This window comes from Streptosporangium sp. NPDC048886 (assembly GCF_055586905.1).
The window spans coordinates 228,798-250,714 of the sequence record NZ_JBVJHH010000009.1 but is presented as its reverse complement, the minus strand read 5'-3'; the positions used below and the strand labels follow the sequence as shown (position 1 = coordinate 250,714).

The window sequence follows — 21,917 nt, the reverse complement described above, 5'->3', positions numbered from 1 at the left end:
CCTACGACCGCCCTTCGGTGAGGACTGCGAACACGACTGGGCCCTGGGCGTCCCGCAGGCTCGTGACGAGCGTCGCGATCCGCAGGGCACCTGAGGTGAAGACCACCCACGCGTCCCGCTGCGCCGGGGCCAGGGTGAGGGGGGCGTCCGCCGGGAGGCCGGCCTTCCGCAGGCATCCGGCGGCGGCCAGGACGCGCGTCCCCGCGGTGTCGAGGCTCTCGCCCGTCTCCGCGGCGACCGGCTCGACGATGAGGGCGTACTCGCCGAGCAGTTCCTTCCACGCCGTCGCCGACCGCTCGGTCACCCCTTCGACCTCGCAGCCCACCGTGCCGGCGGCCGCGACGCCCAGGGTCACCCCGGCCCCGTGGGAGGCCGAGATCGCCCGGTCTCCGTCGATCTCCGGCTGCCCGTCCGGCCGGTGGCGGACCTCGACCTGGTGACCGAGCGCCCGTCCCACGGCCACGGCCGTCCGGGTCCGGTGCTCACCGTCGCCTTCCGGGACGTCCGGACGGCCGGGTTCCACGGCGACCGCGACCCGGGCGCCGACCAGGTCCTCCAGCGTCCGCTCCAGGTAGGAGCCGAGCAGCGGGGTCACCCACGGCCCGCGCCCGTCCTTCTTGCGCACCGCCTGCAGGCGCAGGCCCTCCCACCGCTCGACGACCTCGCCGGCGGCGGTGCGCACGGCGATGTCGTAGATGTAGGTGTCGCCGTCGCGCTGCCGTTCGGTGGCGCAGTAGCGCAGCTCGCCCGCCTCGGCCAGCGCGGCACCGCCGGGGTGCACCCGCTCGATCCCGGTCGGCAGCAGCGTGGCGTCGGGCACGCAGACCTGGTTGCCGTGCATCAGCGCGTCGCGCATGCCCGGGTCGCCGAGCAGCAGCTCGCCCGGGAGGAACCCGGCGAACCAGTCCCTCGCCTCCACCGCCGCCACGTCGGCGTCGACGTGCCGGGCGGCGGCCCGGTGGTAACGGCGCAGGCGCTGGAAGCGCGTGCCCTGGAACAGCACGTCCCCGTACATCTCGCTGTCCGGGTCCAGCGGCACCAGCGGCAGCCCGGCGCCGACCTGGTCCGGCGGCCCGTCGGGCGCGCCGTCACCGGTGAAGCGCAGCCGCGCCCGGAAGTGCTCGACGTCGAAGCCGGTCTCCGCGCTGCGGATGGCCACCTCCACCGTCTGGTCTCCGGTGACGGTCGCGGCGATGCGGACCGTCGTGCTGCCGTTCGGCGGCACGATGATGGGCCGCATGAACTCCGCCTGCTCGATCACCGGCACCGTCTCCCAGCCGGTGGCGGCGGTGGCCACCTGTGCCATGGCCTCCATGCCGAACACGGCCGGGAAGAGAAGGTTGCCGTCGAGGAGGTGGTCGGCGAGGTAGAGGTCGGTCCCGGCGTTCATCTCGATCTCGGTGACGAGCTCGACGCCGTGGTAGCGGATCAGCGGCCTGTCGACGAACCGCAGCAGCGGCAGCGACGGCAGGTCGTAGCGGACGGTGTCGATGCCCTCGGTACGCCCGCTGATCACCACGACGGTGGGCGCGTCGGGGTCGGCCACCAGCCGCCGCATGATCTCCACACCCTGCTCCGGGGAGATCGGCGTGATGCCCTTGCGGGCCAGGCCGTCGACGACCGACAGCCGCTCGCCCATGCCGACCTCGGACCAGACCGACCACTCCATGCAGATGCTGCGGCACTGCGGGTGGCGCGCGGCGACCTCACCGGTGAGGTCGGCCAGCCATTCGTTGGCGGTGGCGTAGTGCGCCTCGCCGTGCAGCCCGGCGCGGCCGATGATGCTGCCGAAGGACACCAGCAGGCGCAGCCGGCCCGGTTCGACGGCGGCCAGCACGTTGCGCAGGCCGCCGACCTTGGGGGCGAAGGTCCGCCGGAAGGCGGCCATGTCGAGGCTCGCCAGCCCGCCGGGCTCGTTGCGGCCGGCACCGTGCAGCACCGCGGTGACGGGCCCGAGGGCCGCCTCCACCTCGGCGACCGCGCGGCGCACCTGGTCGGCGTCGGTGACGTCGGCCCGGGCGTAGCGCACGGTCACGCCGGAGTCCGTCATCCGCCGGAGGTTGTCGGCCAGCTCCTGGTCGTCGGCCGGGTCCGAACGTCCCAGCACGGCCAGCTTGGCGCCGCTGTCGACGGCCACCGCCAGCGCGCACTCGGCGGTGATGCCCTTGCCTCCGCCAGTCACCAGCAGCACGTCGGTCCCGTCGAGCGGCTGCTCGGTGCGGGCCGGCCGTACCGGCATGGCGCGCATCGTCGGCACCCGCCGCACGCCGTCGGCGTCGTAGTGGACCTCGGCGTAGCTCGTGGTCGCCGCCACCTCGGCCGCCACCCGGCCGACCGTCTCGGCGACCGCCGGCGCGTGGACGATGGTGACGCGCAGGTGGGGGGCCTCCAACTGGAGCGTCTTGGCCAGACCCGCCGCGCCGCGGCCGTGCTGGAGGAGGACGAACCGGCTGTCCTGCGCGCCCCGGATGGCCGCCTTGGCCCCCAGCAGCGCCTGCTCCAGGTGCTTTTCGGCGCAGTCCTGCGGCAGGCACACCAGCACGCCGGAGCCGACCTTCTCCCGTTCGAGCGCCAGGCGCAGCGGCTCGGCGAGCGGGGACTGCTCGGCCCCGAACACCTGCCACTGCCCGCTCTCCTCGGGCGTGGTGCGCGCCGGCAGCGGCACCTCGTCGAGGTCGACGGCGAACGGCCGGGCCCACGGCGCCGCGCCCGCCACCAGCTTGGCGGGGGCGGAGTCGGCCGCCTGGGCGTTCTGCGCCAGCGTGTCGAGCGCGGCGGCCAGCTCGCGCAGGCTGGCGGTGGCCAGGTTCGTCGGCGCCTGCGCGGCGGGCACGCCCAGCCGCTGGGTCGCCTGGTCGATGATGTGCATCACCGTGACCGAGCTCAGGTGCAGCTCGTCGAGGGGGTGGCTGTCCTCGCTGACCATCTCCAGCGGCAGCTCGGCGCGCTCGGCCGCCAGGCGGCGGAGCAGGTCGACGCTCGACTCGCCGGGCTGTCCCTCCGACTGCGCCGGCGCGGCGCCGACGGCCGGCGGGAGCTCCTCGACCTTGCGGGCGCCGCCGCGGATGTGGATCTGCGGAGCCTGCTCGACCGGGCTGGCGAAGAACTTGAACTCTGCGCCGACCTCCAGCGGCCGGACCAGCCGGCCCTGGAAGAGCTCCTCGTGGATGATCGGGACTCCGGTGACGTAGGCCGCGCCGGCCACCCGGAGCAGCCCGGTCAGCGACTCGTCGTCGGTGTCCAGCGCGACCGCCGGGACGTCCGTCACGTCCGCCGCCAGCCCGCTGAGCACCCGGCCGGGCCCGACCTCGACGAACAGGTCGATCTCCTTGGCCGCCGCCTCCACCGCCTGGGTGAACAGCACGGGGTCGGTGATCTGCCTGCGCAGCAGCGCCGGGACGTCGGTGTCCGGCGGCAGCGTCTGCCCGGTGACGGTGGAGACGACCGGCCGCTCGATCCGGCCGAACTCCTCGCCGGCGAGGTGCGCGCCGAAGGCCTCGGCCGCCGGCGCCACCAGCGGCGAGTGGAAGGCGTGCGACACCGGCAGGCGGGTCCACCTCAGGCCGGTGGCGGCGGCCCTGCTCCCGAGGGTCTCGACCGCGTCGACGGGCCCGGCGACGACGGTCTGGTTCGGCCCGTTGTACCCGGCGATCACGACGGGCAGGTCGTCTATCAGCTCGGTCACCGCGTCCGGCGTCGCGCGGACGCCGGCCATGGTGCCCGAGGCGCTGTGCTCGGTCATGGCCTCGCCGCGGACGGCCGCCACGCGCAGCAGGGCCTCCTCGTCCAGCGCGCCGGCCCACTGCAGCGCCGAGATCTCGCCCAGGCTGTGGCCGACCGCGACGTCCGCCTCCACGCCGAGGGCGGACAGGGCCCGCAGGCCGGCCATGGAGCCGGTGACGATGCGCGGCTGGGCGACCGCTGTCGCCACCATGTCGCCGTCGGTGGGCAGCGCCGCCTCGGCGTAGATCTCCTCGACCTCGGCGAAGCGCCGTCGCAGCGCGCCGCCGCTGGTGCCGCGGCCCGATCCCTGGCCGGGGAAGAGGTAACCGACCCGGCCCGGCCCGTCCGCGTGGCCGAGGAAGGCCCGGCCGTCCGGTGTGAACAGGCCGGTCTCGCCCGCGTCGAGTGCCTCGATCACGCGCCGCAGCTGCTTTTCGGCGTCCTCGGGCGAGGAGACGACCACCGCGGCCCGGTGGGGCAGGTCGCGCAGGTCGCGCTGGAGCGTGGCCGCCAGGTCGGAGAGCTGGGCGTAGGACACCTGCGGCACGAAGTCGGCCAGCCGCGTGAGCCGCTCGCGCAGCTCCTGCGGCGAGGCCGCGTCGGCCAGCAGCAGTTCGGCGTCCTGCAGCGACGAGGCCAGCATCCGGGTACGGCTGGGCAGCGGCACGCGCCGCCGCGGGCCGGTCTTCTCCAGCACGACGTGGGTGTTGATGCCGCCGAAGCCCATGGCCGTGACGCCGGCGCGCACCGGGGCGCCGGCCGGCCAGGGCTCCGCCTTGCGCAGCACCCGCAGGGACGCCGACTCGTCGGTCAGCACCTGGTGGGGGTCGACGCAACCGATGGTCGGCGGCAGCACCTGCTCGTGCACCGCCATCGTGGCCTTGATCAGACCGGCCACCCCGGCCGCCGCCTTGGCGTGCCCGATCATTCCCTTGATCGAGCTGACCGCCGCGGGCGAGGCCCCGGGGGCGGCGGCGGACCTGGCCCCCGACAGCGCGGTGAGCTCCGTCATGTCGCCGACCGCCGTACCGGTGCCATGGCCCTCGAACAGCTCCACGGTCTCGATGCCGAACCCGGCCCGCTCGTAGGCCCGCCGCAGCGCCAGCTGGTAGCCGCTGACCTCGGGCCTGGTCATGCCGCCCTTGCCGTCGGAGGAGATCCCCCACCCGGCGATGGTGGCGTAGATGCGGCGCCGCGCCTCCAGGGCGTCGGCCTCGCGCATCAGCACGATCATCCCGCAGCCCTCGCCCGGCCAGAAGCCGTTGGAGTGGCGGTCGTAGAGCCGGAACTCGCCCTTGGCCAGGGCGCCGGTCTTGGCGAAGCCCACGATCTCGAACGGGTCGATGGACAGGTCGACCCCGCCGGCGATCGCGACGTCGACGTCGCCGTCGATGAGCGCCTTCGCCGCGGTCACCACCGACAGCAGCGACGACGAGCACGCGCCGTCGACGGTGTAGCCGCCGCCGTTGAGGTCGAAGTGGTTGCAGATCCGCCCGGCGATCGTGTTGGACAGGCCACCGGCCAGGGTGTCCTCGTCGATGCCGGGGAACGGGCTCTTGTAGGTGGCCTCGAAGTCGTCGAGGAAGGCGGCCAGCCGGTCGTCGTCCCAGCCCTGCTCCTTGAGCGAGGCGGCCAGCGTGCGGCGCACGTACGGCCAGCGCAGGCGCATCACGTTGGCCCGGGTGAACTCGCCGGTGAGGGTGTTGCCCACGACCACGCTGGTGCGCTCGCGGGGCAGTCCCTCGCCCATCGGGAAGCCGGCGTCGGCCAGCGCCTGGCCCGCCATGTCGAGCGCGAGCCAGTGGGTGAGGTCGGTCGAGCGGTAGGTGCTGCCGGCGATCTTGTAGGCGATGCGGTCGAACTCGTAGCCTTCGATGACGGCGGCGTTGCGCGCGTAGAAGCGGTCCGGGGCGGCCGGATCGGCGTCCCAGTAGTCTTCCAGTCGCATGCGCACGTCGGGCAGTCGGCGGAAGGCTCGGCGACCGGCGAGAGCGTTCTCCCACAGCTCTCTCGGCGATGTGGCGTCCGGGTAGCGGCACGCCATGCCGACGATCGCGATCCTGCTCATACGGCCGCGACCTCCTTTCCATCGGCCGCGGAACCGGCGACGGCTGGGGCGGGCGCCTCGGCGGCGGCGAGTGCCTCCGCCTTGGCCTGCTCACGGGCCTTGTCGACGATGTACAGGGACCACAGGAACCCGCCGCGGATGAGGCAGACGATGGCGGTGGCGAAGAAGATCCCGTAAGGGATGTTCATGCCGGTGAGGATGCCGTACATCAGGGCCACTCCCCCGCCGAAGGCGACCTGCGAGAGCGGCTTGGACGGGCTCGTGCCCGGGTCTGTGATCATGTAGTTGCTGAAGAGGACGAACGCCACCCCGGTCATCATGGCGAGCCCGCCGAGGACGGAGACGTCCAGGAAGAGGCTGCGGACGACGGCCTGCAGGGCGAAGACGCTCAGCCAGGAGACGATCAGCCACATCCGGTTGGTGAGCTTGGCGTTGAGCATGGTGCCGAAGAAGATGATGACGCCCGGGACGATCCAGTCGATCGGGTTGCCGACCTGCTCGGTGAAGTGGTACGGCGGCGCGATGCTGGCCCACGGGAAGAGCACCAGGATGATCGCGATGCCGAAGTTGGAGGGGTTCATGAAGTGCCGCAGGCGGCCCCGCACCGGTGCCCGGAGCACCCACTTCGTGCCGACCGCGACGATGACCCCGAACATCATCACCAGGATCTGGTCGTTGACGTAGATGAGCATGTTCATCGCGAGGCTGGTGATGTGGGCCGGCAGGAGGAACTCCGCGAGCCCGCGGAAGCCGTTGCCGAGGAAGCGCGGCGCGCGCTCCTCGGACCTGGCGCCGAGGATCTCCAGCCCGATCTCCACGGCGTAGCCGGTGGCCAGGGCGACCAGCGGCCACAGCCAGGGCTGCTCGAACCCGAGGACCGTGTAACCGAGGATGTTGAAGACCGAAATCGAGATGGCGAACCTGCGCAGAGCCGTGATGACCTTCGGGTCATGACGGGGCGGGTTTGTGGTTTTCTCGGCCATCGTCACTTCTCCTTGGCCTGGGATCCGAGCTGGAGCGAGTGCCAGCCCGTGCTCAGCTGAAGGTTCTGCTCGTGGATCTGTCCGGCCCTGTCGCGCCAGCACAGGCTCACCTGCACCGGTCCGGTCACGTTCTGGCCCAGACCGATGTGCACCTCGTGGCTGCGCCGGCCGGAGTGGCCGCTGCCGCCGTCGACCCGCCCGACGAACTTGCGCCCGTCGGAGGTGGTCACCGTCACCTGCGCGCCGATCACGGCCGAGCCGAGGGCGGGGAGCGTCCCGTCGGCCGGGGCCGCGGCGGCCGGGCTCTCGTGGGTCAGCCGCAGTCCGAGGAAGGCACCGGCCGAGGGGCTCTCGTTGCGGTAGAACACCGGCTCGTCCCACTGCCGGGCGATGGCCAGGTCGACGCGGCCGTCGCCGTCGGCGTCGCCGGTGGCGATGCCCCGGGTGGGCACCGGGATGGCCAGGCCGAGCTCCTTGGCGATGTTGGCGTACCGGCCGTCCTCGGTCTTGGCGAAGAAGGCGAAGGTCTGGTGTCCGCCGACGTCGTCACCGGCCCGGACCTTCGGCCACGAGTGCGGGTTGCGCAGGACGCCGTCGTTGGCGGTCGCCAGCTCCTGCAGCACCGGCCAGCGGTTGACGTCGCCCTTGACGAACCCGGTGGCCTGGGCGATCTCCGGGGCACCGCTGTTGGCGAAGTCGTCGATCTTGACGTCCCAGCCCCAGCCCGACCAGGCGGTGGACGCCTGGGCACTGCGGTCCTCCCACGGCGCCTCGCCCTTGGCGAGCTTCGCGCGCAGGTCGGCCTTGTCCTTGGCCGTGGACATGAACTGGAAGTTGCTCTCCTCGATGCCGAAGGAGGTGGTGATGTTGCTGACGAACATGTCGTAGATGCCGTCGCCGTTGAGGTCGCCGAAGTCGAGGCCCATGCCCTTGAAGGAGTCGTGGCCGACCACCTTGGACTTGGGGATCAGCGGCGTGCGCACGCCCTCCACCAGCGAGAACTTGATCTGGCCCGGCTTGGAGCGGTTGTACAGCAGCCGGTCGGGGCCGAAGTCGTTGGCCAGGTACAGCTCGGGCAGCATGTCGCCGTCGAGGTCCGCCGAGCCCGCGCCGAGCTCCCAGCCCTTCGAGACGTTGGTGGGCAGGACGTTGTCCAGCTTCTGGAAGGCGGCCGACGGCTGCGCGCCCGAGGTGGCCCCGGTCCAGCGGAAGAAGTAGTCCTCACCGCCGTTGAGCCCTCGGGACATCGAGTCGTTCATCTCCACGCCGCCGTTGACCTTGTCGTCGAGGACCGGGCTGTGCGGGAAGTAGTTGCCGATGAAGATGTCGTCGTGCCCGTCACCGTCGAAGTCGGCGAAGGTGGCCGTGTTGGTGTTCCACAGCGGCCCGGTGTATTTGGCCCCTCCGACGCCCGGCACCAGCTCGGTGGGCAGGTAGGTGCCGGCGGTGAGGCCCTTGGCGTCGGCCTTCGCCAGGTAGACGATCGGCGTGCGGCCCCACAGGTAGACGAGCAGGTCGGTCCGGCCGTCCTCGTTGAAGTCGCCGGGCAGGCACCCCATGGGGGCCATGGCGTCGTTCATGGGCAGGGTGCCGGGGTTCAGCGCGAACGGCGCGTACCTGGCGGGCTGCCCGCCGGGGGCGGGGGTGACCACGACCTGGTCGATCCGGGGGTCGGTGATGCACAGGTCGTTGGCCAGGCCGTCCCCGTCGAGGTCGTTCATCGCGATCCCGGCCCCGACCGAGGAGATCCACGCGTCGATGTGCGTGTATCTCTGGTTCACCGCGCGGATCGTCTTCTGGGAGAATCCGCCCGGCATCGCGATGTTCATCGGCTTGAACGCGTACTTGCTCGCGATGTCCGCCTTCTCGTCTGCTGACGATGTGGGCGGGTGGCTCACGATGAACGCACCCGTCATCAGCACGAGGGCGACGATTCCGGGTAGCTGCTTCCGCAGCCAGCCAGCTGTCGTGGTCACGGACTAACACCTCCAAGAGATACGAATTCACCGGCGATGCGCTGCCGCCATACCTCATAGGCCGGCAGCTCACCCGGTACCGCCCCGTGGGGCCGGGTCTCATGACAGATCTGCGCCGCCTGCTCCGGCGTCGTGCCGCAGAACACCCGCGTCGCGACATGGTTGTGCGGCACCAGCAGGCCGGCCCGGCACCGGGCCTCGGCCGCGAACGCGCTGCCCTGCGCGAGCAGGGGACGGTACTCTCCGGCCTGCTCCCAGAACCGCTGCAGCTCGCCCTCGTCGGCGCCGCCCGCGTAGGTGGCGGCCAGCCCCGCGCCGCCGTACAGGTCGGGGCGCCGCGACTCGGGGAACTTCTCGATCATCGAGGTGACCAGGTCGCCGTCGGTCCCGCCGACGAACCACAGGGCCCGCCCGATGCCCTGGTCGATGGCCCGGCCGGCGTATGCCCGGCCGTCGGCCGGCCACGGGAAGTCCGTGTCCTGGTGCTGCCCGTTCACGTACTGCTCGGTGCGGAAGTACGCCTGGTGGAAGCCGTAGCCGTCGTGCGCCAGCCAGAGCAGCAGCGGGTCGAGCGTGTCGCTCTTCGGCCACAGGAACCGCGGCAGCCGCGCCATCGCCCAGCCGACCCCGACGTAGATCATGTAGATGTGGTCTTTGCCGCGTCCGGCCAGGAACTCGGCGAGCTTGCCCCCGCCTCCGCCGCCGACCGGCATCGCGTCAAGGATCGTGAAGGCCATGCCGGCGCCCTCGTAGGCGAAGCCCCGGAACCGCTCGGGGAGCTCCTCCAGCCGCTCCTCCGCCTCGGCGGGCGAGCGGGCCTCGGCCGCGTAGGCGTAGCCGGTGAGAAACATCTCGCCGACGGTCTCCAGCATTTCCCGGGCCTCCGGGCTTTTCACATGGAAACCACGTGTCGCAAGCTTGGTCTCTGATACATTAGGCGTCAGAATACGCCGTCTCAATGACCGCAGAATACTGGTCAATTACCTCTCCCGCCCCTCGTAGGGTTGCCCTTCTCACGGGATTGTCCTTAGGTAAATCTAGCCATGTGGACCACCCTCGGGGCTACTTCAAACGTGCCCACCGGAGAGGTAGAATATTTTTTGGGCACGATTCAATTAGCATTCTGCGGCACAGCGGAATCCGTCCGGACAGGCGGGCGGCCGGACGGCCGCGGTGGGCGGCTGTCCGGCGGGCGCGGTCAGGCGGGGAGGCGGTCCGCCGCCGCGAAGTGCGCGCGCACCCGCTGCCGCCACAGCTCGTACTGCGGGACCGGGCCGGAACCGCGGGGGTCGACGGCGGTGTCGTCGGCGAGCGCGACGGCGTCGGCGACCGACAGGTCGGCGAGCACGGCGGAGGCGGTCTCGGTGTGCGGGGGGACGAATCCGGCGAAGGTCCGCGCCTTGACCGCGAACACCACGCCCTGGGCCAGCTCGGCCCGGTGCTCGCCGGCCTCCCGGCGCAGCGCGGCCAGCGCCTCGCTCCCGGAGCCGCCGGCGAACGTCGCGGCCAGGCCGACGCCGCTCCACAGGTCGGCCTGGCGGTGGCTCGCGAAGCGGCCCACGGCTGCGGCCACGTCGGGCACCTGGCCGCCGTGGATGAACCACAGCGCCCGGCCGATGCCCTGGTCCACCGCCCGCAGGAAGTAGTCGGGCGAGCCCTCCCAGGGATAGGGCGCCGGCACCTTCTGCTCGTCGACCCAGCGCCGGGTCTCGAAATAGGCGCGGTCGAAGCCGTAGCCGTCGACGGCCAGCCAGCTCATCGTCGGGTAGTAGGCCGACCCGTCCAGGTCGGGCATGACCTTCTTCCACAGCGGCCTGGGCAGGCGCGCCATGGCGAAGCCGATGCCGATGTAGGTCAGGAAGATGTGCGGCTGGCCGGGCCCGAGCAGCAGGTCGCGGGTACGGTGGCCACGGCCGCCGCCCATCGCGTCGACAATGGTGAAGGCCATCGTCGCGCCCTCGTAGGCGAAACCGCGCAGTTCGGGGTCCACCATGTTCAGCCGGCGCTCGACCTCCCATTGGTCGCGCGCGTCGATTCCCCATTCGAATCCACAGATCACGGCCTGGGGAATCGCCTCAAGTCGCCGGGTGGCATCCGTCGGCGTGACCGGAAAGCCCCGCCCGCTAAAACTCACCTCGGCCAACGACGGCGTCAAAACAAGCCTGCGCAGTGAACCGAACAACGTCGGCATGGACCCTCCTCACTTATGCCATCGGCCGATGGCCGTCACCCGCCACCGGCTGGCCTCTCCCATGGTCGTATATGGAATCCGGGGATACATCTCGCCGATTGCGGGATTCTGCGATAATCGATCACTTTGCAATTACCGGCACCGGAGGGCGGATTTCAGAGGGAGCGGGGCCGCGCGTCGCCGGCGGGGCCGCGGCGGGGCGTGAGCGGCCGCCTGGCGGAGTGGGCGCGGTCGGCCCAGGCTGACGGCCCCTGGGCCTCCGGAGCGGCGGCCGGAGACGTGCGCGCGACCAGGACCGCGATCAGCGCCGCCAGCTCCTCAGGCGTCGGATCGCCGCGTACGACTTCCAGGAACGGGATCTCGTCCACGCCGCACCTCCCGGTTGCGCCCTGCCACGAGAGTCGCCCCGGGACCCGGCTGGGCACAACTTCCTGGATGCGGACCCTCGGGCCTGCCGGGCGCGGACGCCCCGGCGCCCTCCTGGAGGGGGCATCCTTTTCCTGGGAGGGGGGCATCCCGGCGACAGCCGTACGGCTATCGCATGCCCCCCGCGGACCCGTACGGCCGCCGCACACCCCTGGCGACGGCCGTACGGCTATCGCGCGGCCTCGTGGGCCGCGACCATCCGCTTGGGGGCCGTCAGGCACCACGCCTCGGTGACCAGCTCGAACAGCTCCTCCGCGTCGATCTTCGCGAGGTGGACCACGACCCAGCCGAACCGGCCCATGGTGAACTGGACCTCGAACACCTCCGGCCGCTCGGCCACCAGCGCGATCTGCTCCTCGATCGTCGCCTTGAGCCCGACGGTCTCGGTCTCCTCCCACAGGTAGCCGAACCCCTTGCCCCGCACCTTCAGCGAGACCCAGTTGCCGCCGTCGCTCCGCGTGACCTCAGGCAGCCTGTCCAGCATCTCCAGGAACTCATCGACTCGCACGCCCATGGCCCAACATGTACCAGAGCGCTCCGACACTTTCCCGCGCGCGTTCACCGCCGAGGGGCGCCGGGCGACGTCCGCCGCCAGGGCCCCCAGCAGGCCGGCCTGACGGTCGCGGTGGCGCCGCCGCCCAGACGGTCCGGACCGCGCGTCACCACGGGGACGGCGCCGGCGGCGCGACGACCGGCGGACGGTCGTCGCAGGTGATGGTGTTCGGCAGCTCCCACGGGGCGAGCCAGGGACCGGTGGTGCCGCCCCCGTCGTTGCCGCCCAGGTCCGTCAGCGAGAACTCCGAACCGGTGGGCGGGAAGTTGAACGACCCGCAGTTGTTGACGCCGACCGCGCCGACGTTGCGGGCGTCCACGTTCTCGAAGGACGCCGATCCCTTCACGCGAGCGCTGACCACCGAGGTTCCCGTGCCGTCGACCCTGATGTCCTTGAAGCGGACGTTCGGGATCGAGTACAGGTCCTTCACCGACCACTCGCTGACCATCATGATCGCGTTGTAGGTGCTGTCGAGGTAGTGGTCCCCGGTCACCTGGATGTCCGCGTCGATGTTCTTGTCCAGCGCGTAGAACCAGATGGATCCCAGGCCGATCTTCCAGTTCAGCTCGTAGGTGCCGGCACGGACCGTGGTGTTGCCGGTGATCCGCAGCTTCCCGGTGAACGGCTCGGCGCCGAAGCGGGACCCGACGTGGATCGCGCTGCCCTCACGGATCGGGTCGGCGACGAGGTTGTTCGAGACGGTGTTGTCCGTGCCGCCGTAGACGGCGATGCCGTTCGCGAGAACCGGCGTCTGCACGGTGTTGTGGTCGAAGGTGTTGCCGGCGTTCGCGGTCTTCTCCGACCACATGGCGAGGCCGTCGTCACCGGTGTTGCGGACGAAGTTGTTCGACACGACCGAGTCGGTGACTCCGGTGTGGAAGTTGAGCGCGTCGGCGATCTGGTCGACGATGACGCTGTCCGTGATCCGCAGGCCGCTCATCGGTCCGTCGAACCACATGCCCACCTTAGTGTGGCGGATGTGGAGGCCGTCGATGGTCGAGTCGCTCATCGCCCCGCCGACCCCGTTCACCTGGTCGGTGTCGACGCGCTCGCGGACGTCGCCCTCGATCGCGAAGCCGGACAGGTGGACGTTGCGGCTGCCGCCGTCCTTCGCCTCCTTGCCGTAGAAGCCGACACCGGTGTGCACCGAGCCGTCGGGGGCCGGTGTGTCGAGGGTGACCTCGCGGCCCTTGATGATCGTGTACCAGCTGCCGGCGCCCTCGATCGTCACGTTGTCGACGATGATGTGGCGGTTCACCTGGTAGGTGCCCGGCGGGAGATAGACCTTGAGGTGCTTGCGCTGCGCGAAGGCGATCGCCCTGTCGAACGCGGCGGCGGAGTCGCGCCTGCCGGACGGGTCGGCGCCGAACGCCAGCACGTTCGCCGCGACGAGGTTGACGTGCGGCCGGCCGACGAGCTGCGAGTCGAGCAGGTCGACGACCGTCCACGCGGCGTCGCTCCCGGCGGGGACCGTGAGCCGCACCTTGTCACCCGCGCGGTAGGTCCGGTCGAGCAGCAGTCGCTGCTCGTCGTAGAAGTGGCTCGGGCGGAACGGCGTCGTGATCACCGGGGGCGGCGTCGTGGCGGCGGGCACACAGGCGCACTCGGTGATCCACCAGTCCGGGTGCAGCAGCCCGGCGTCCGGGTCGTTCGAGAACGGATACTGGTTGTACAGCCACGCGTACTGCGACGTGAGGGTCATGGTCTTCTTGCCCCCGCCGTTCACCGTGACACCGAGCGGCGCGGTGATGCCGCCGCCGTCGGGCGCGTCCGGGATGCTGTAGCGCACGGTGATCGCGTTGGCCGCGCCCGGCAGCGTGAACTCGACGTGCTGTCCCGGCGTCAGCTTGACCGCCTTACGGCCGGACGCCTCCGCCGGCAGCGTGTACGCGGAGCGGTCCGGCCCGATGATCGTGCCGTCCGTCGCGGCGTTCTCCGCCTCCTGCTCGGCGAAGTCGACGTCGGCGCCCCGGCCCGCGACGAGCGACGGATCGAGGCCGGCGCGTGTCACGACGGGGGTCGAAGTGCCGGTCGCGCCTGCGCCGGTCGCGCCTGTGCCGGCGAGGGCTGTGCCGCCGGGCACGACGCCGAGACCGAAGGCGGCGGTCACCGCCGTGACCGCGACCACGGCCCTCCATGACGGTCTGCCGGACCACCTCGCTACAGCTCCTGCACTGCTCCGTGACATCGAATGCTCGTTTCTCTGGGGGTGAACACCTGAAGGCGCTCGGGGCTGAGCGGACGCCATGAGGGTGAGGTGACACTAAGTCCCCCGGGTCCCACCCCACAAGGCTTCTGCGAAATAGTTTCGCAATCTTGCTTTACAAGTGCTACTTAGACTTGAGTTCTTGCATAGATAGCGCGAGTAGTTGCGGCATCCCGCAACGCGTGACCTCCCGCGACACGGAGCGAGCGCTTCGCCGGCGGCACGGCCCGGAGGTCTGCTCGGAAGATGAGGCCCCATGTTCGCCCCCCGGCCTGTTCGCCCCCGGCCTGTTTCGCGCGGCAGCGCGTCGGGGTCCCCGTCGAAGCCGGAGCGGCCCGCCCGTACGCGACCCGATCCGACGCGCCGCCCGGCCCCCGGGGCTAAGCTCCGCCTCATGTCTTCCCGCCCCCCTCACCGCCGGCCGGAACGGTTGAAAGAGCCGGCCGCGCCCAAGCTGCCCGCCTCGCTCACCGTCGCGCTGCTCCCTGAGCACGGCATCGAGGACGACGCCGCCTATCGGTCGATGGAGTTCAAGGGCGTCGACCTGCCCCCTCGGCATGTGGACGCGGCCGACTTCGAAGGCTGCCGCTTCGTCGGCACGAGGTTCTCCGGCACGCAGATGCGCCAGGCGGGGTTCACCGACGTGGAGCTGGAGCACTGTGATCTGTCGAACATGAGGGCCACGGCATCGGCGATGCACCGCACTCGGGCGTCCGGGAGCCGGTTGACCGGCATGACCTGGTCGGAGTGCGCGTTCCGAGACGTGGTGTTCGACACCTGCCGCGCCGACCTGGCGGGCTTCAGGTTCTCGACCTTCAAGAACATCGTCTTCCGCGACTGCACCATGCTGGAGACCAACTTCCAGAACGCCGATCTGCGGGGAGTCAGGTTCGAACGCTGCGACCTGACGGGGGCCCAGTTCTCCAACGCGCAGATGGACGGCACACGCTTCGCCGACTGCGTGTTGCTGGGGATCGGCGGCGTGGCCGCCCTCAGAGGCTCGATCATCAAGAGCCGGGACGCGCAAGGGCTGGTCTACGCCCTGGCGGGCGCGATGGGGATCACCATCGAGGATTAGACCGTGTCCCTGGCGGGCGCCTCCCCACGCCGTCCCTGGTGAGCGCCTCACCGGACCGGTTCACACGATCAAGTGACGGTGACAGAGCCCCACGGGGAGTTCCGCCGGCTCCCCGGCCGCCCGAGCATGAGGGGTCACTCGCTGACGGGTGTGTGCAGGACCGGGATGTGGCTGTAGTCCTCGCCGTCGATCTTGGTGATGTCGTCCGCGACGACCCACCGCTCGGCGACGTGGCGCCGGTAGCCGTCAGCCTCGTCCCAGTAGATCAGGGCGAGCCACCGGGCTTCGCCACGGCGCCAGGCTCTCAGCCATGCTGCGCGGGAGCCGTACACCACCAGAGGAGAGCGAGGCGGGACAGGTGCGGCGGACACGGGACGAGGCTACGGGCGAGGACCGACAGATGTCCGCCACGACCGGAGCGTAGGACGGCTTCCGTTTCAGAAGTTCTCGCTCCACAGGTACCAGGGGCCGTAGTAGTGCTCGACGTCAGGTCCGTACTTCTCCTCTTCCGGCAGCGATGGTTCACCGTGCGGGCTCCATATGACGCCGTGCTGATGGACGCCGTCTCCCCCGTCGGACAGCGCGAAGCGCACCGTGCCCTCATGCCGTGCAGCCCAGGAGACGTCGAACGACCCCAGCGTTCCACGGCCCATCTTCCAGTCGGGACTCCCCGCCACCGCCGACCGCGCGACCTTCTCGAAGCTCTCCGCCGACAGGGCGAACCTGGACTTCTTCAACTCTCCTACGGCAGGCAGCGTGAACACCAGGAGGCCGATGAGCGGCGGTGCCGCCCAGCGCAGCAGGTTCCGCTTGACGCCCGGCCGTCCCACCGGGTCGAAAAACGCTACGGCGAGACGGACGAGCCAGACCGCTCCGAGCACGGAGAACACCAGGAGAGCGGGCAGGGACCAGAAAGGGGCAACACCAGGAAAGCTCGCCGCGTACAGGAGCAGGAGACCGATGACCGCCAACGAGCCGATCAGAGGAAGACCCGGTGCGCCGATCGAACTCCTCGGAGACCGCTCTTTCAGAGTCACAGCAACTCCAACCGAAGTCGATCAGAACATCTCATGATCCACACGAATCCTATCCATGGATCCCGATCAGCGGCGTTGGTGTTCTCCGCCGTGGTTCAGCCCGCCCGTAAGGCGTAGCAGTGTGGACGACGTGGCCACCCGCATATCCCGAGCTGGGACGGGAGCGGAGGCCCGACTGCCGGCCGAGCGAGGAGGCCCGACTGCAAGACACCCGGCTGGCTGGAAATCTCTCACCGGCCCCACTACCAGGCGCGGACATGGCAGTGTGCGACATGCCATGACGGTCCGCGCCGCCGGAGGGCGGTATCGCGGATGAAGCCCGGAAGGACCAGCGTGAAGAATCTCGTCGCCCGCCTATGGCGCCTCATCCGCGGCCCCCTGCAGTGGCGTGTGCTGTGGCTATGGCACGCCAAATTCATGGTCGGAGTCACCGGCATCGTCCGCGACGACGAGGGTCGCGTGCTCCTCCTGCGGCACCGTATGTGGCCGCCGGACCGGCAGTGGGGCTGCCCCACCGGCTACGCCGACAAGGGTGAGGCGTTCGAGGACACGGTCGTCCGCGAGGTGCACGAAGAAACTGGGCTGGACGTCAAGGTCAACCGGCTCGTGCACGTCAAAAGCGGATACAAGCTGCGGGTCGAAGTGGCCTATGAGGCCGAGTTCACCGGCGGCACGCTGAAGATCGACTCCACCGAGATTCTGGAGGCGACATGGTTTTCGCCGTACGATCTCCCCGAGGGGGTGCAGCAGTCGCACCGGCTCCTGATCCAGCACACACAGTCCTAACAGGGCGTTCCTGCCTGGCTCCCAACGAGCGCCTTGCCGTGGAGCCCACCGAACCGCTGCCGACCTGGCCGCCCTCCCCCTTCGACAGGCCGGCGCGGACCGGTCGGGTACCGCGGAGGACTCCCTGTCCTCGATGGGCTCCTATGCCCGCCGGGTGAACAACCGCCACCACGCCTTCCTGGCCGAGATCGGCGGCGACGGAACCGGACGCTCTCCACACCGTGGCCGAGATCGGCGGCGACGGAACCGACGCTCTCCACACCGTGATCGCGCAGGCGATGATCAGCGGATGCGTAGCCTCGCTGTCGGCGTGGCTCGACGATCGGCACGGCCCCGATGCCTTCTCCCGCCTCCTTAGGGCCGCCTTCTACAGTGGGCCAGAACCAAACGCCGGCGCATAAGCCGCGCCATACGGAAAGCCCCGCCGCCCCGGAGGACGACGGGGCTTTCCGCTGGAACCGGTGAGACCGCGGGGCGTCTGAGCCGTGAGGCCACGCGAGGGGCTCGGCCCCCGCGAGGGTGGGGCCGAGCACGGTCTACTTCCTGTCCGCCTTCCGCAACGCCATCCACGCAGCGTGCCGGCGGGGCGCTCACGTGTTCAGGCCAGGCGAAATAACCTCGACAAACGCACCATCCGCCCGAAATATGGAGAATCGGTATCTCCTCAAGCCCGGTAGCCGGTGCTCCTCTGAAGGTGCTCTCCTTCCCGAGTGTGAGGAGTCACCCACAATGAAGATCCGCCGATTACATTCCGCTGTACTCGCCGTGGCGCTGGGCGCCAGTGTCCTGGCCAGTACCGCACCCGCCTTCGCCGCCCCCCAGACCAGCGCGGCCGTGGCCGCCGGGGGCTGGCCGACACCGGACTGGTACCTGCAGGGCCCCTACCAGACCCTGGCCGCCTGCGACCTCGCCTACGAGGACGCCGCGCAGAACGGTCAGTACACCGGGCTCGTCTACTGTCACTGGTTCCGCGGGGGTGGCCCTTATCTGCCGGGCTTCTACTACGAGGTGTACATCCCCTGAGCTTCGACAGGTGTGATGGGCGAGCCCCAGCCACTGGTGCGGCGAGGCACGCCGCACACTCAGGCCTTGGCGGCCTTTGCCGGCGCATCCACGCCGCGTGCGATTGTCGACCGTCGCCCACCAGTCGTGACGGTTGAGCGCGTCCAGGGTGTCCAGGCGGGAGGCGAGCCATGTCTGAGCGATGTAGCCAAGGCGTCAGGCTTAAAAAGAGAAGGCCCCGACCTCTTTACTGAGGTCAGAGCCTTGTGGTGGGCACTACTGGGTTCGAACCAGTGACATCTCGCTTGTAAGGCGATCCGAGCGGGGGCGGGACCATGGGCTATACCTGCCCCCAGCTGCGCATACGGTCCACGGTGGTCCACCGACGTCCAGCCTTGTCCGGGGTCGTTGTCACTCAGTTGGTCACCCAGAGATTCACCTGTCCGAGCCGGTCAGAGCGCGCCTCCATCCGTACGACCGGCAGCCATGAGCGCCTCCTTCAAGACGACGGCCTGGGATGACCTGCGCTCGGCGAGCAAGACCGCGACATCGACCAGTTCCTTGCTCGCGTGACGGTTCAGCGCGACGGCATCGGCCACGACGGGAAGACTTACCTGTAGGGCTGCCGCCGCGTCTCCGGCCTCAGCATGGGCCTTGGCCAGGCACGAGCCGTACCAGGCTCGATCCCGCTTGTAGCTCTCCGGCAGGCCGGACAACCCCTCCGCCAGCAAGTCGATCGCCTTCGGCCAGTTGGCAAGGTGTAGCTCGGTCATGCCGCGTTGGAGGCGAAACCATGTCTCGTCGTAGAAGTACATCCACACCGGTTCATCGTCGGCATGCTCGGCGGCCTGGCGGATCAGTGCCTCGGCCTCGTCCAGCAGCGTGCGGGCGGGCCTGGCGTCACCTGCGAGCGCGTGACCTCGGGCGGCCATCTGGGCGGCCATCCCCCGTACGCCGGGTGTGACCTGGCCGTCGTGCCAGCGTGCCGCGTCGGCGAGCCGTACGCATCTGCGGGCGTTGCCCGCGCTCCATGCCTGGTGGGCCTTCATGCTGAGTGTGGTGGTGGCCATGTTCACGTCGCCGATCTCCAGTGCCCAGTCATGGGCGCGGTCGTACCAGGCGAGCGCGGCGGCCTGGTCATCGACATCCAGAGACATCCACGCGACGAACTGGGCGTACTGCGCGGCCAGGTCGACCACCGTGTCGGCGAGCGAACCGCGAGCGTGCTGGGCCAGCTCGACCACCACGCCGAGTTGCTGGCGCACGATCCCGAGCAACGGGCGGGAGCCGATGGTGTCCTCGACCTTGCGGTGTTCGGCCAAGCAGGTCTCCAGCCACTCCACGGTCTGCTGATCGACCCGGCTGGGCCGCTGGAGGGTGTGGGTGATCCGTTCGAACAGGTCCGCGTCGGGTGCGATGGTCGGCAACGGCAACGCGGGGATCGGAACGCTCAGAACCTCGGCGGGCGTGCGGTCCCGAACCATCTGCCGATCGCCGAACAGCTCGGCCTCGTCGATGCCGAACGCACGGCAGTACAGGACGCGGTAGGGGTCTTTGGGCTGGTGCCTGCCCGCCTCCCAGTCCTTGATCATGCGAACCAGGGACTCCCGTTCTGGGAAGCGCTCACGAGTGCGAGCGTCCGCAGCCTCGGTGAGTTGCTTGGCCATGTCCCGCTGCGTCCACAGCCGTTGCCGTCGTTCGGCGCGTAGCCGTACGGCCCAGCCCGGAAGATCGCGCATCGCGTACACCTCAGGGGAGAGTCGGGGATCCGCTCGTCTCCCCCAGTCTCCCCTACTCGCACTGTCAGCGGGCGTATCTGCGGCGATGTGATGGAGAGACCGCGTAAATGGCGGGACCCGCAGGCGATCTCAGCGCCGTACGGGTCCCTTGACCGCACACTGGAGGTGCGATCCATGGACAACTGTAGAGCCGTCCCACCCGTCGTTGACGAGGCAACGGCGGAGATCCACGACAAGGCGCTGGCCGTGGTTCAGCGGCTGCTCAAGGAACGGGGCATCCGTTCCCGGTGTCATCACACGATCAGTCTCGGCATGTTCGCCAGCCGCACCGATGAGGTCACCTGGCCCAACCGGCCTTTCCGATGCTGGCTGGACCGGTATCCGCCCGAGCTGGCCGTCATCGGTCCTCAGGGCGGCCACGACGTAACGGTGACCATGGGGCCGCGTTCCGGCTCCTACCTGGTGTCGCTGCCCAGCACCCCCGACCCGCAGGTCGTCAGGAGCGAGCATCCGGAAAAGGTGGTCGCTTTGATCCTCGCCGCACAGCCGGAGCAAGAGATCCGGTGAGCGCCGAGTCATCACACGGGAACGGCGGGGTGACCCTTGCCGAGCTGAGGACGTGCCACGGGCGGACCTGGGCCATCTCCGATGCGGTCGGGGGCGGCTGGTACGCCGTGCGGCGCGTGATGGTCTCGGCCCACGGAAGTGCGCATGGCCTGTCCGACGTCCGCTGCGGGGCAACCCTGACCGAGCTGGCGCGCAACCTGGAGGCCGAGACACGGCTTGAGGGCCAGATCTGGATGCGCGCCCCATCGCAGCGGGCGTCATAGCCCATAGACCGGCGTGGCGGCGTGAATCCAACCGGAGGGACGGCGTCGCCACGCCTTTCAAGGTGCCAGGGTCAACCGGGTGACTCCTGGCCCATTCCTCCCCCGTCCCCGACAGCTGCCGACCTTCGTGGCCCGCGATTGAGGGGTCAACTTCGTCTTCGCGTGTCCCTCAGCCCGCTACGTGCACCGTTGATCCCACCCAACGTGCACAGACGGAGTTGACGCCGATTGAGGGACACGAACAATGAGGCGGCGGGGGCGGGGGAGTCACCGACCTCAACCCTGAAGAACATGAGCGGAGCGGAGACGGCCGGCGCAATGCCGAATGGCACCCCGAAGGGGCCGCGAAGCGGTTGGGCCGGCGGTCGCAGCGGCGGGCGGCAGCGCGCACCACGGGCGGCGGGTCCGTTCGGCACGGTGGGCGGCCTGGTGCGGCGGGCGGCGGAGTCTGACCGTCCGCGTGGCGCGGGCGCGGGCCGGGACCGGCCGCCAGGGCCGCATGCCCGGTCCCGATGTCCGCGCGGCGCGGGCGGGCACGCCCCGCCGTGCGGCGGCGCGGAGCGCTGCCGCCTTGACCACTTCAGTGCGTTCATGGTGAACCCTGGAACACTGTTAATCTGCGCAGAATACCGACCATGAGATAGGTCACCTTGGGTGACGGAGGTTTCCCGTTATGTCCCCCGCTCACGCCACCGGCTCGAAGCGTACGGCTGCGGTGGGTAGGTCTGTGCTCGCCACTCTGAGTGCGTTACTCATACTCTGTGGCTGCGGCACGCAAATCTTCCCCGAGAAGGTACTCAAGGCCGATCCAGCCGCTGTCAGCGAAGTACGCAGCATCGGCCGGACCGTCACGGAGACCACGATGGAGTCTCACTACCCCGGCAAACTCTTCGTTCGACCGGCTGTCCAGGTCGACAGTTATGTGCTGATGGACGTTGGAGCTTCAGATTTCGAGAAGGCGCGTGCCATGGCGTATGACCGCCTGCAACAACGCGGATGGGTGACCACCGGGAGCGGTTTCCATATGGAGTCGGCTAGGTGGGAGCACACCAGCTTGTCGATCAAATCATTCAAGGAATACCAGGCTTACGGTTCGCCTCTGGAACTAGAAACAGAGAGAAAGCTCAAAGTCGATCCCGCCAAGTTGGATACGTATGTAATGCTGCGGCTGGTTCGCTGGGATTGAAGCTTGCGCTGACTTCGCGTATTTGGTCGTTGAGCGCGTGGGCGGTGCTGGTCGTGACCGGCCGGAGAGCCGCAGCGCGGCCAGCGACCGGCCGACGCGCGCAGGCCGCCGTAGGCGGACTGCCTTGAACCAG

General features: G+C 69.9%; 17 protein-coding genes. 6 read left to right on the top strand and 11 right to left on the bottom strand.

Features of this window, described 5'->3' with window-relative positions; translation table 11 throughout:
* Window position 1: 1 nt before the first annotated feature.
* The 8 genes from ACZ6R6_RS13765 to ACZ6R6_RS13730 all read right to left on the bottom strand — a co-directional run bounded on the left by ACZ6R6_RS13765 (window position 2) and on the right by ACZ6R6_RS13730 (window position 14,048).
* Window positions 2-5,791 carry a type I polyketide synthase gene (locus ACZ6R6_RS13765; RefSeq protein ID WP_470093157.1) on the bottom strand — a complete coding sequence of 1,930 codons (5,790 nt, stop codon included), beginning with the start codon at window positions 5,789-5,791 and terminating at the stop codon, window positions 2-4.
* Window positions 5,788-6,774 (bottom strand): enediyne biosynthesis protein, encoded by a 987-nt coding sequence (locus ACZ6R6_RS13760; protein WP_470093155.1) that lies wholly within the window; start codon window positions 6,772-6,774, stop codon window positions 5,788-5,790. Before ACZ6R6_RS13760 ends, ACZ6R6_RS13765 begins: the two co-directional genes overlap by 4 nt.
* Before the next feature lie 2 nt (window positions 6,775-6,776).
* Complete coding sequence (locus ACZ6R6_RS13755; RefSeq protein WP_470093153.1) at window positions 6,777-8,750, bottom strand: CRTAC1 family protein; 1,974 nt, start codon at window positions 8,748-8,750, stop codon at window positions 6,777-6,779.
* Window positions 8,747-9,709 carry a DUF1702 family protein gene (locus tag ACZ6R6_RS13750; protein WP_470093151.1) on the bottom strand — a complete coding sequence of 321 codons (963 nt, stop codon included), beginning with the start codon at window positions 9,707-9,709 and terminating at the stop codon, window positions 8,747-8,749. The genes ACZ6R6_RS13755 and ACZ6R6_RS13750 overlap by 4 nt, the downstream gene beginning before the upstream one ends.
* 239 nt (window positions 9,710-9,948) lie before the next feature.
* Entirely contained in the window at window positions 9,949-10,941 is a 993-nt protein-coding gene (locus ACZ6R6_RS13745) for a DUF1702 family protein (protein ID WP_470093149.1), read from the bottom strand.
* Between the two features lie 155 nt (window positions 10,942-11,096).
* Window positions 11,097-11,309: an acyl-CoA carboxylase subunit epsilon gene (locus ACZ6R6_RS13740; RefSeq protein ID WP_470093147.1), complete on the bottom strand. Its 213-nt coding sequence runs from the start codon at window positions 11,307-11,309 to the stop codon at window positions 11,097-11,099.
* Between the two features lie 227 nt (window positions 11,310-11,536).
* Window positions 11,537-11,881 carry an MmcQ/YjbR family DNA-binding protein gene (locus ACZ6R6_RS13735; RefSeq protein WP_470093145.1) on the bottom strand — a complete coding sequence of 115 codons (345 nt, stop codon included), beginning with the start codon at window positions 11,879-11,881 and terminating at the stop codon, window positions 11,537-11,539.
* A 145-nt stretch (window positions 11,882-12,026) separates the two neighbouring features.
* The gene (locus ACZ6R6_RS13730; protein ID WP_470093143.1) at window positions 12,027-14,048 is read right to left on the bottom strand and encodes a glycosyl hydrolase family 28-related protein; all 2,022 of its coding nucleotides are present in this window, start codon (window positions 14,046-14,048) and stop codon (window positions 12,027-12,029) included.
* A gap of 472 nt (window positions 14,049-14,520) precedes the next feature.
* Here ACZ6R6_RS13730 and ACZ6R6_RS13725 point away from each other — a divergent pair, with 472 nt between their 5' ends.
* A complete protein-coding gene (locus ACZ6R6_RS13725; RefSeq protein ID WP_470093141.1) occupies window positions 14,521-15,204 on the top strand; it encodes a pentapeptide repeat-containing protein in 684 nt (227 codons plus the stop codon).
* A 134-nt stretch (window positions 15,205-15,338) separates the two neighbouring features.
* On the opposite strand, the gene ACZ6R6_RS13720 is transcribed toward ACZ6R6_RS13725, so the two are convergent.
* Both ACZ6R6_RS13720 and ACZ6R6_RS13715 read right to left on the bottom strand, forming a co-directional pair.
* The gene (locus ACZ6R6_RS13720) at window positions 15,339-15,575 is read right to left on the bottom strand and encodes a hypothetical protein (protein WP_470093139.1); all 237 of its coding nucleotides are present in this window, start codon (window positions 15,573-15,575) and stop codon (window positions 15,339-15,341) included.
* Between the two features lie 66 nt (window positions 15,576-15,641).
* Window positions 15,642-16,175, bottom strand: coding sequence for a hypothetical protein (locus ACZ6R6_RS13715; protein WP_470093138.1), 534 nt, complete (start codon window positions 16,173-16,175; stop codon window positions 15,642-15,644).
* A gap of 399 nt (window positions 16,176-16,574) precedes the next feature.
* On the opposite strand from ACZ6R6_RS13715, the gene ACZ6R6_RS13710 reads away from it, so the two are divergent.
* On the top strand, window positions 16,575-17,027 hold the full coding sequence (locus tag ACZ6R6_RS13710; protein ID WP_470093137.1) for an NUDIX domain-containing protein: 453 nt from the start codon (window positions 16,575-16,577) through the stop codon (window positions 17,025-17,027).
* Window positions 17,028-17,756: 729 nt separating this feature from the next.
* Window positions 17,757-18,050, top strand: coding sequence for a hypothetical protein (locus tag ACZ6R6_RS13705; RefSeq protein WP_470093136.1), 294 nt, complete (start codon window positions 17,757-17,759; stop codon window positions 18,048-18,050).
* Window positions 18,051-18,481: 431 nt separating this feature from the next.
* Here ACZ6R6_RS13705 and ACZ6R6_RS13700 read toward each other — a convergent pair whose 3' ends face one another.
* Window positions 18,482-19,768 carry a helix-turn-helix domain-containing protein gene (locus ACZ6R6_RS13700; protein ID WP_470093135.1) on the bottom strand — a complete coding sequence of 429 codons (1,287 nt, stop codon included), beginning with the start codon at window positions 19,766-19,768 and terminating at the stop codon, window positions 18,482-18,484.
* A 174-nt stretch (window positions 19,769-19,942) separates the two neighbouring features.
* Here ACZ6R6_RS13700 and ACZ6R6_RS13695 point away from each other — a divergent pair, with 174 nt between their 5' ends.
* The 3 genes from ACZ6R6_RS13695 (at window position 19,943) to ACZ6R6_RS13685 (ending at window position 21,784) form a co-directional block, all read left to right on the top strand.
* Window positions 19,943-20,335, top strand: coding sequence for a hypothetical protein (locus ACZ6R6_RS13695; RefSeq protein WP_470093134.1), 393 nt, complete (start codon window positions 19,943-19,945; stop codon window positions 20,333-20,335).
* Window positions 20,332-20,598, top strand: a complete 267-nt coding sequence (locus tag ACZ6R6_RS13690) for a hypothetical protein (protein ID WP_470093133.1) — start codon at window positions 20,332-20,334, stop codon at window positions 20,596-20,598. Before ACZ6R6_RS13695 ends, ACZ6R6_RS13690 begins: the two co-directional genes overlap by 4 nt.
* A 727-nt stretch (window positions 20,599-21,325) precedes the next feature.
* On the top strand, window positions 21,326-21,784 hold the full coding sequence (locus ACZ6R6_RS13685; RefSeq protein ID WP_470093131.1) for a hypothetical protein: 459 nt from the start codon (window positions 21,326-21,328) through the stop codon (window positions 21,782-21,784).
* Window positions 21,785-21,917 lie beyond the last annotated feature (133 nt).

Coding starts and splice junctions, on each gene's coding strand:
- ACZ6R6_RS13745 (WP_470093149.1), bottom strand. CDS start 10,941: ATGCCGACGTTGTTCGGTTCACTGCGCAGGCTTGTTTTGACGCCGTCG.
- ACZ6R6_RS13695 (WP_470093134.1), top strand. CDS start 19,943: ATGGACAACTGTAGAGCCGTCCCACCCGTCGTTGACGAGGCAACGGCG.
- ACZ6R6_RS13705 (WP_470093136.1), top strand. CDS start 17,757: ATGAAGATCCGCCGATTACATTCCGCTGTACTCGCCGTGGCGCTGGGC.
- ACZ6R6_RS13735 (WP_470093145.1), bottom strand. CDS start 11,881: ATGGGCGTGCGAGTCGATGAGTTCCTGGAGATGCTGGACAGGCTGCCT.
- ACZ6R6_RS13725 (WP_470093141.1), top strand. CDS start 14,521: ATGTCTTCCCGCCCCCCTCACCGCCGGCCGGAACGGTTGAAAGAGCCG.
- ACZ6R6_RS13700 (WP_470093135.1), bottom strand. CDS start 19,768: ATGCGCGATCTTCCGGGCTGGGCCGTACGGCTACGCGCCGAACGACGG.
- ACZ6R6_RS13765 (WP_470093157.1), bottom strand. CDS start 5,791: ATGAGCAGGATCGCGATCGTCGGCATGGCGTGCCGCTACCCGGACGCC.
- ACZ6R6_RS13760 (WP_470093155.1), bottom strand. CDS start 6,774: ATGGCCGAGAAAACCACAAACCCGCCCCGTCATGACCCGAAGGTCATC.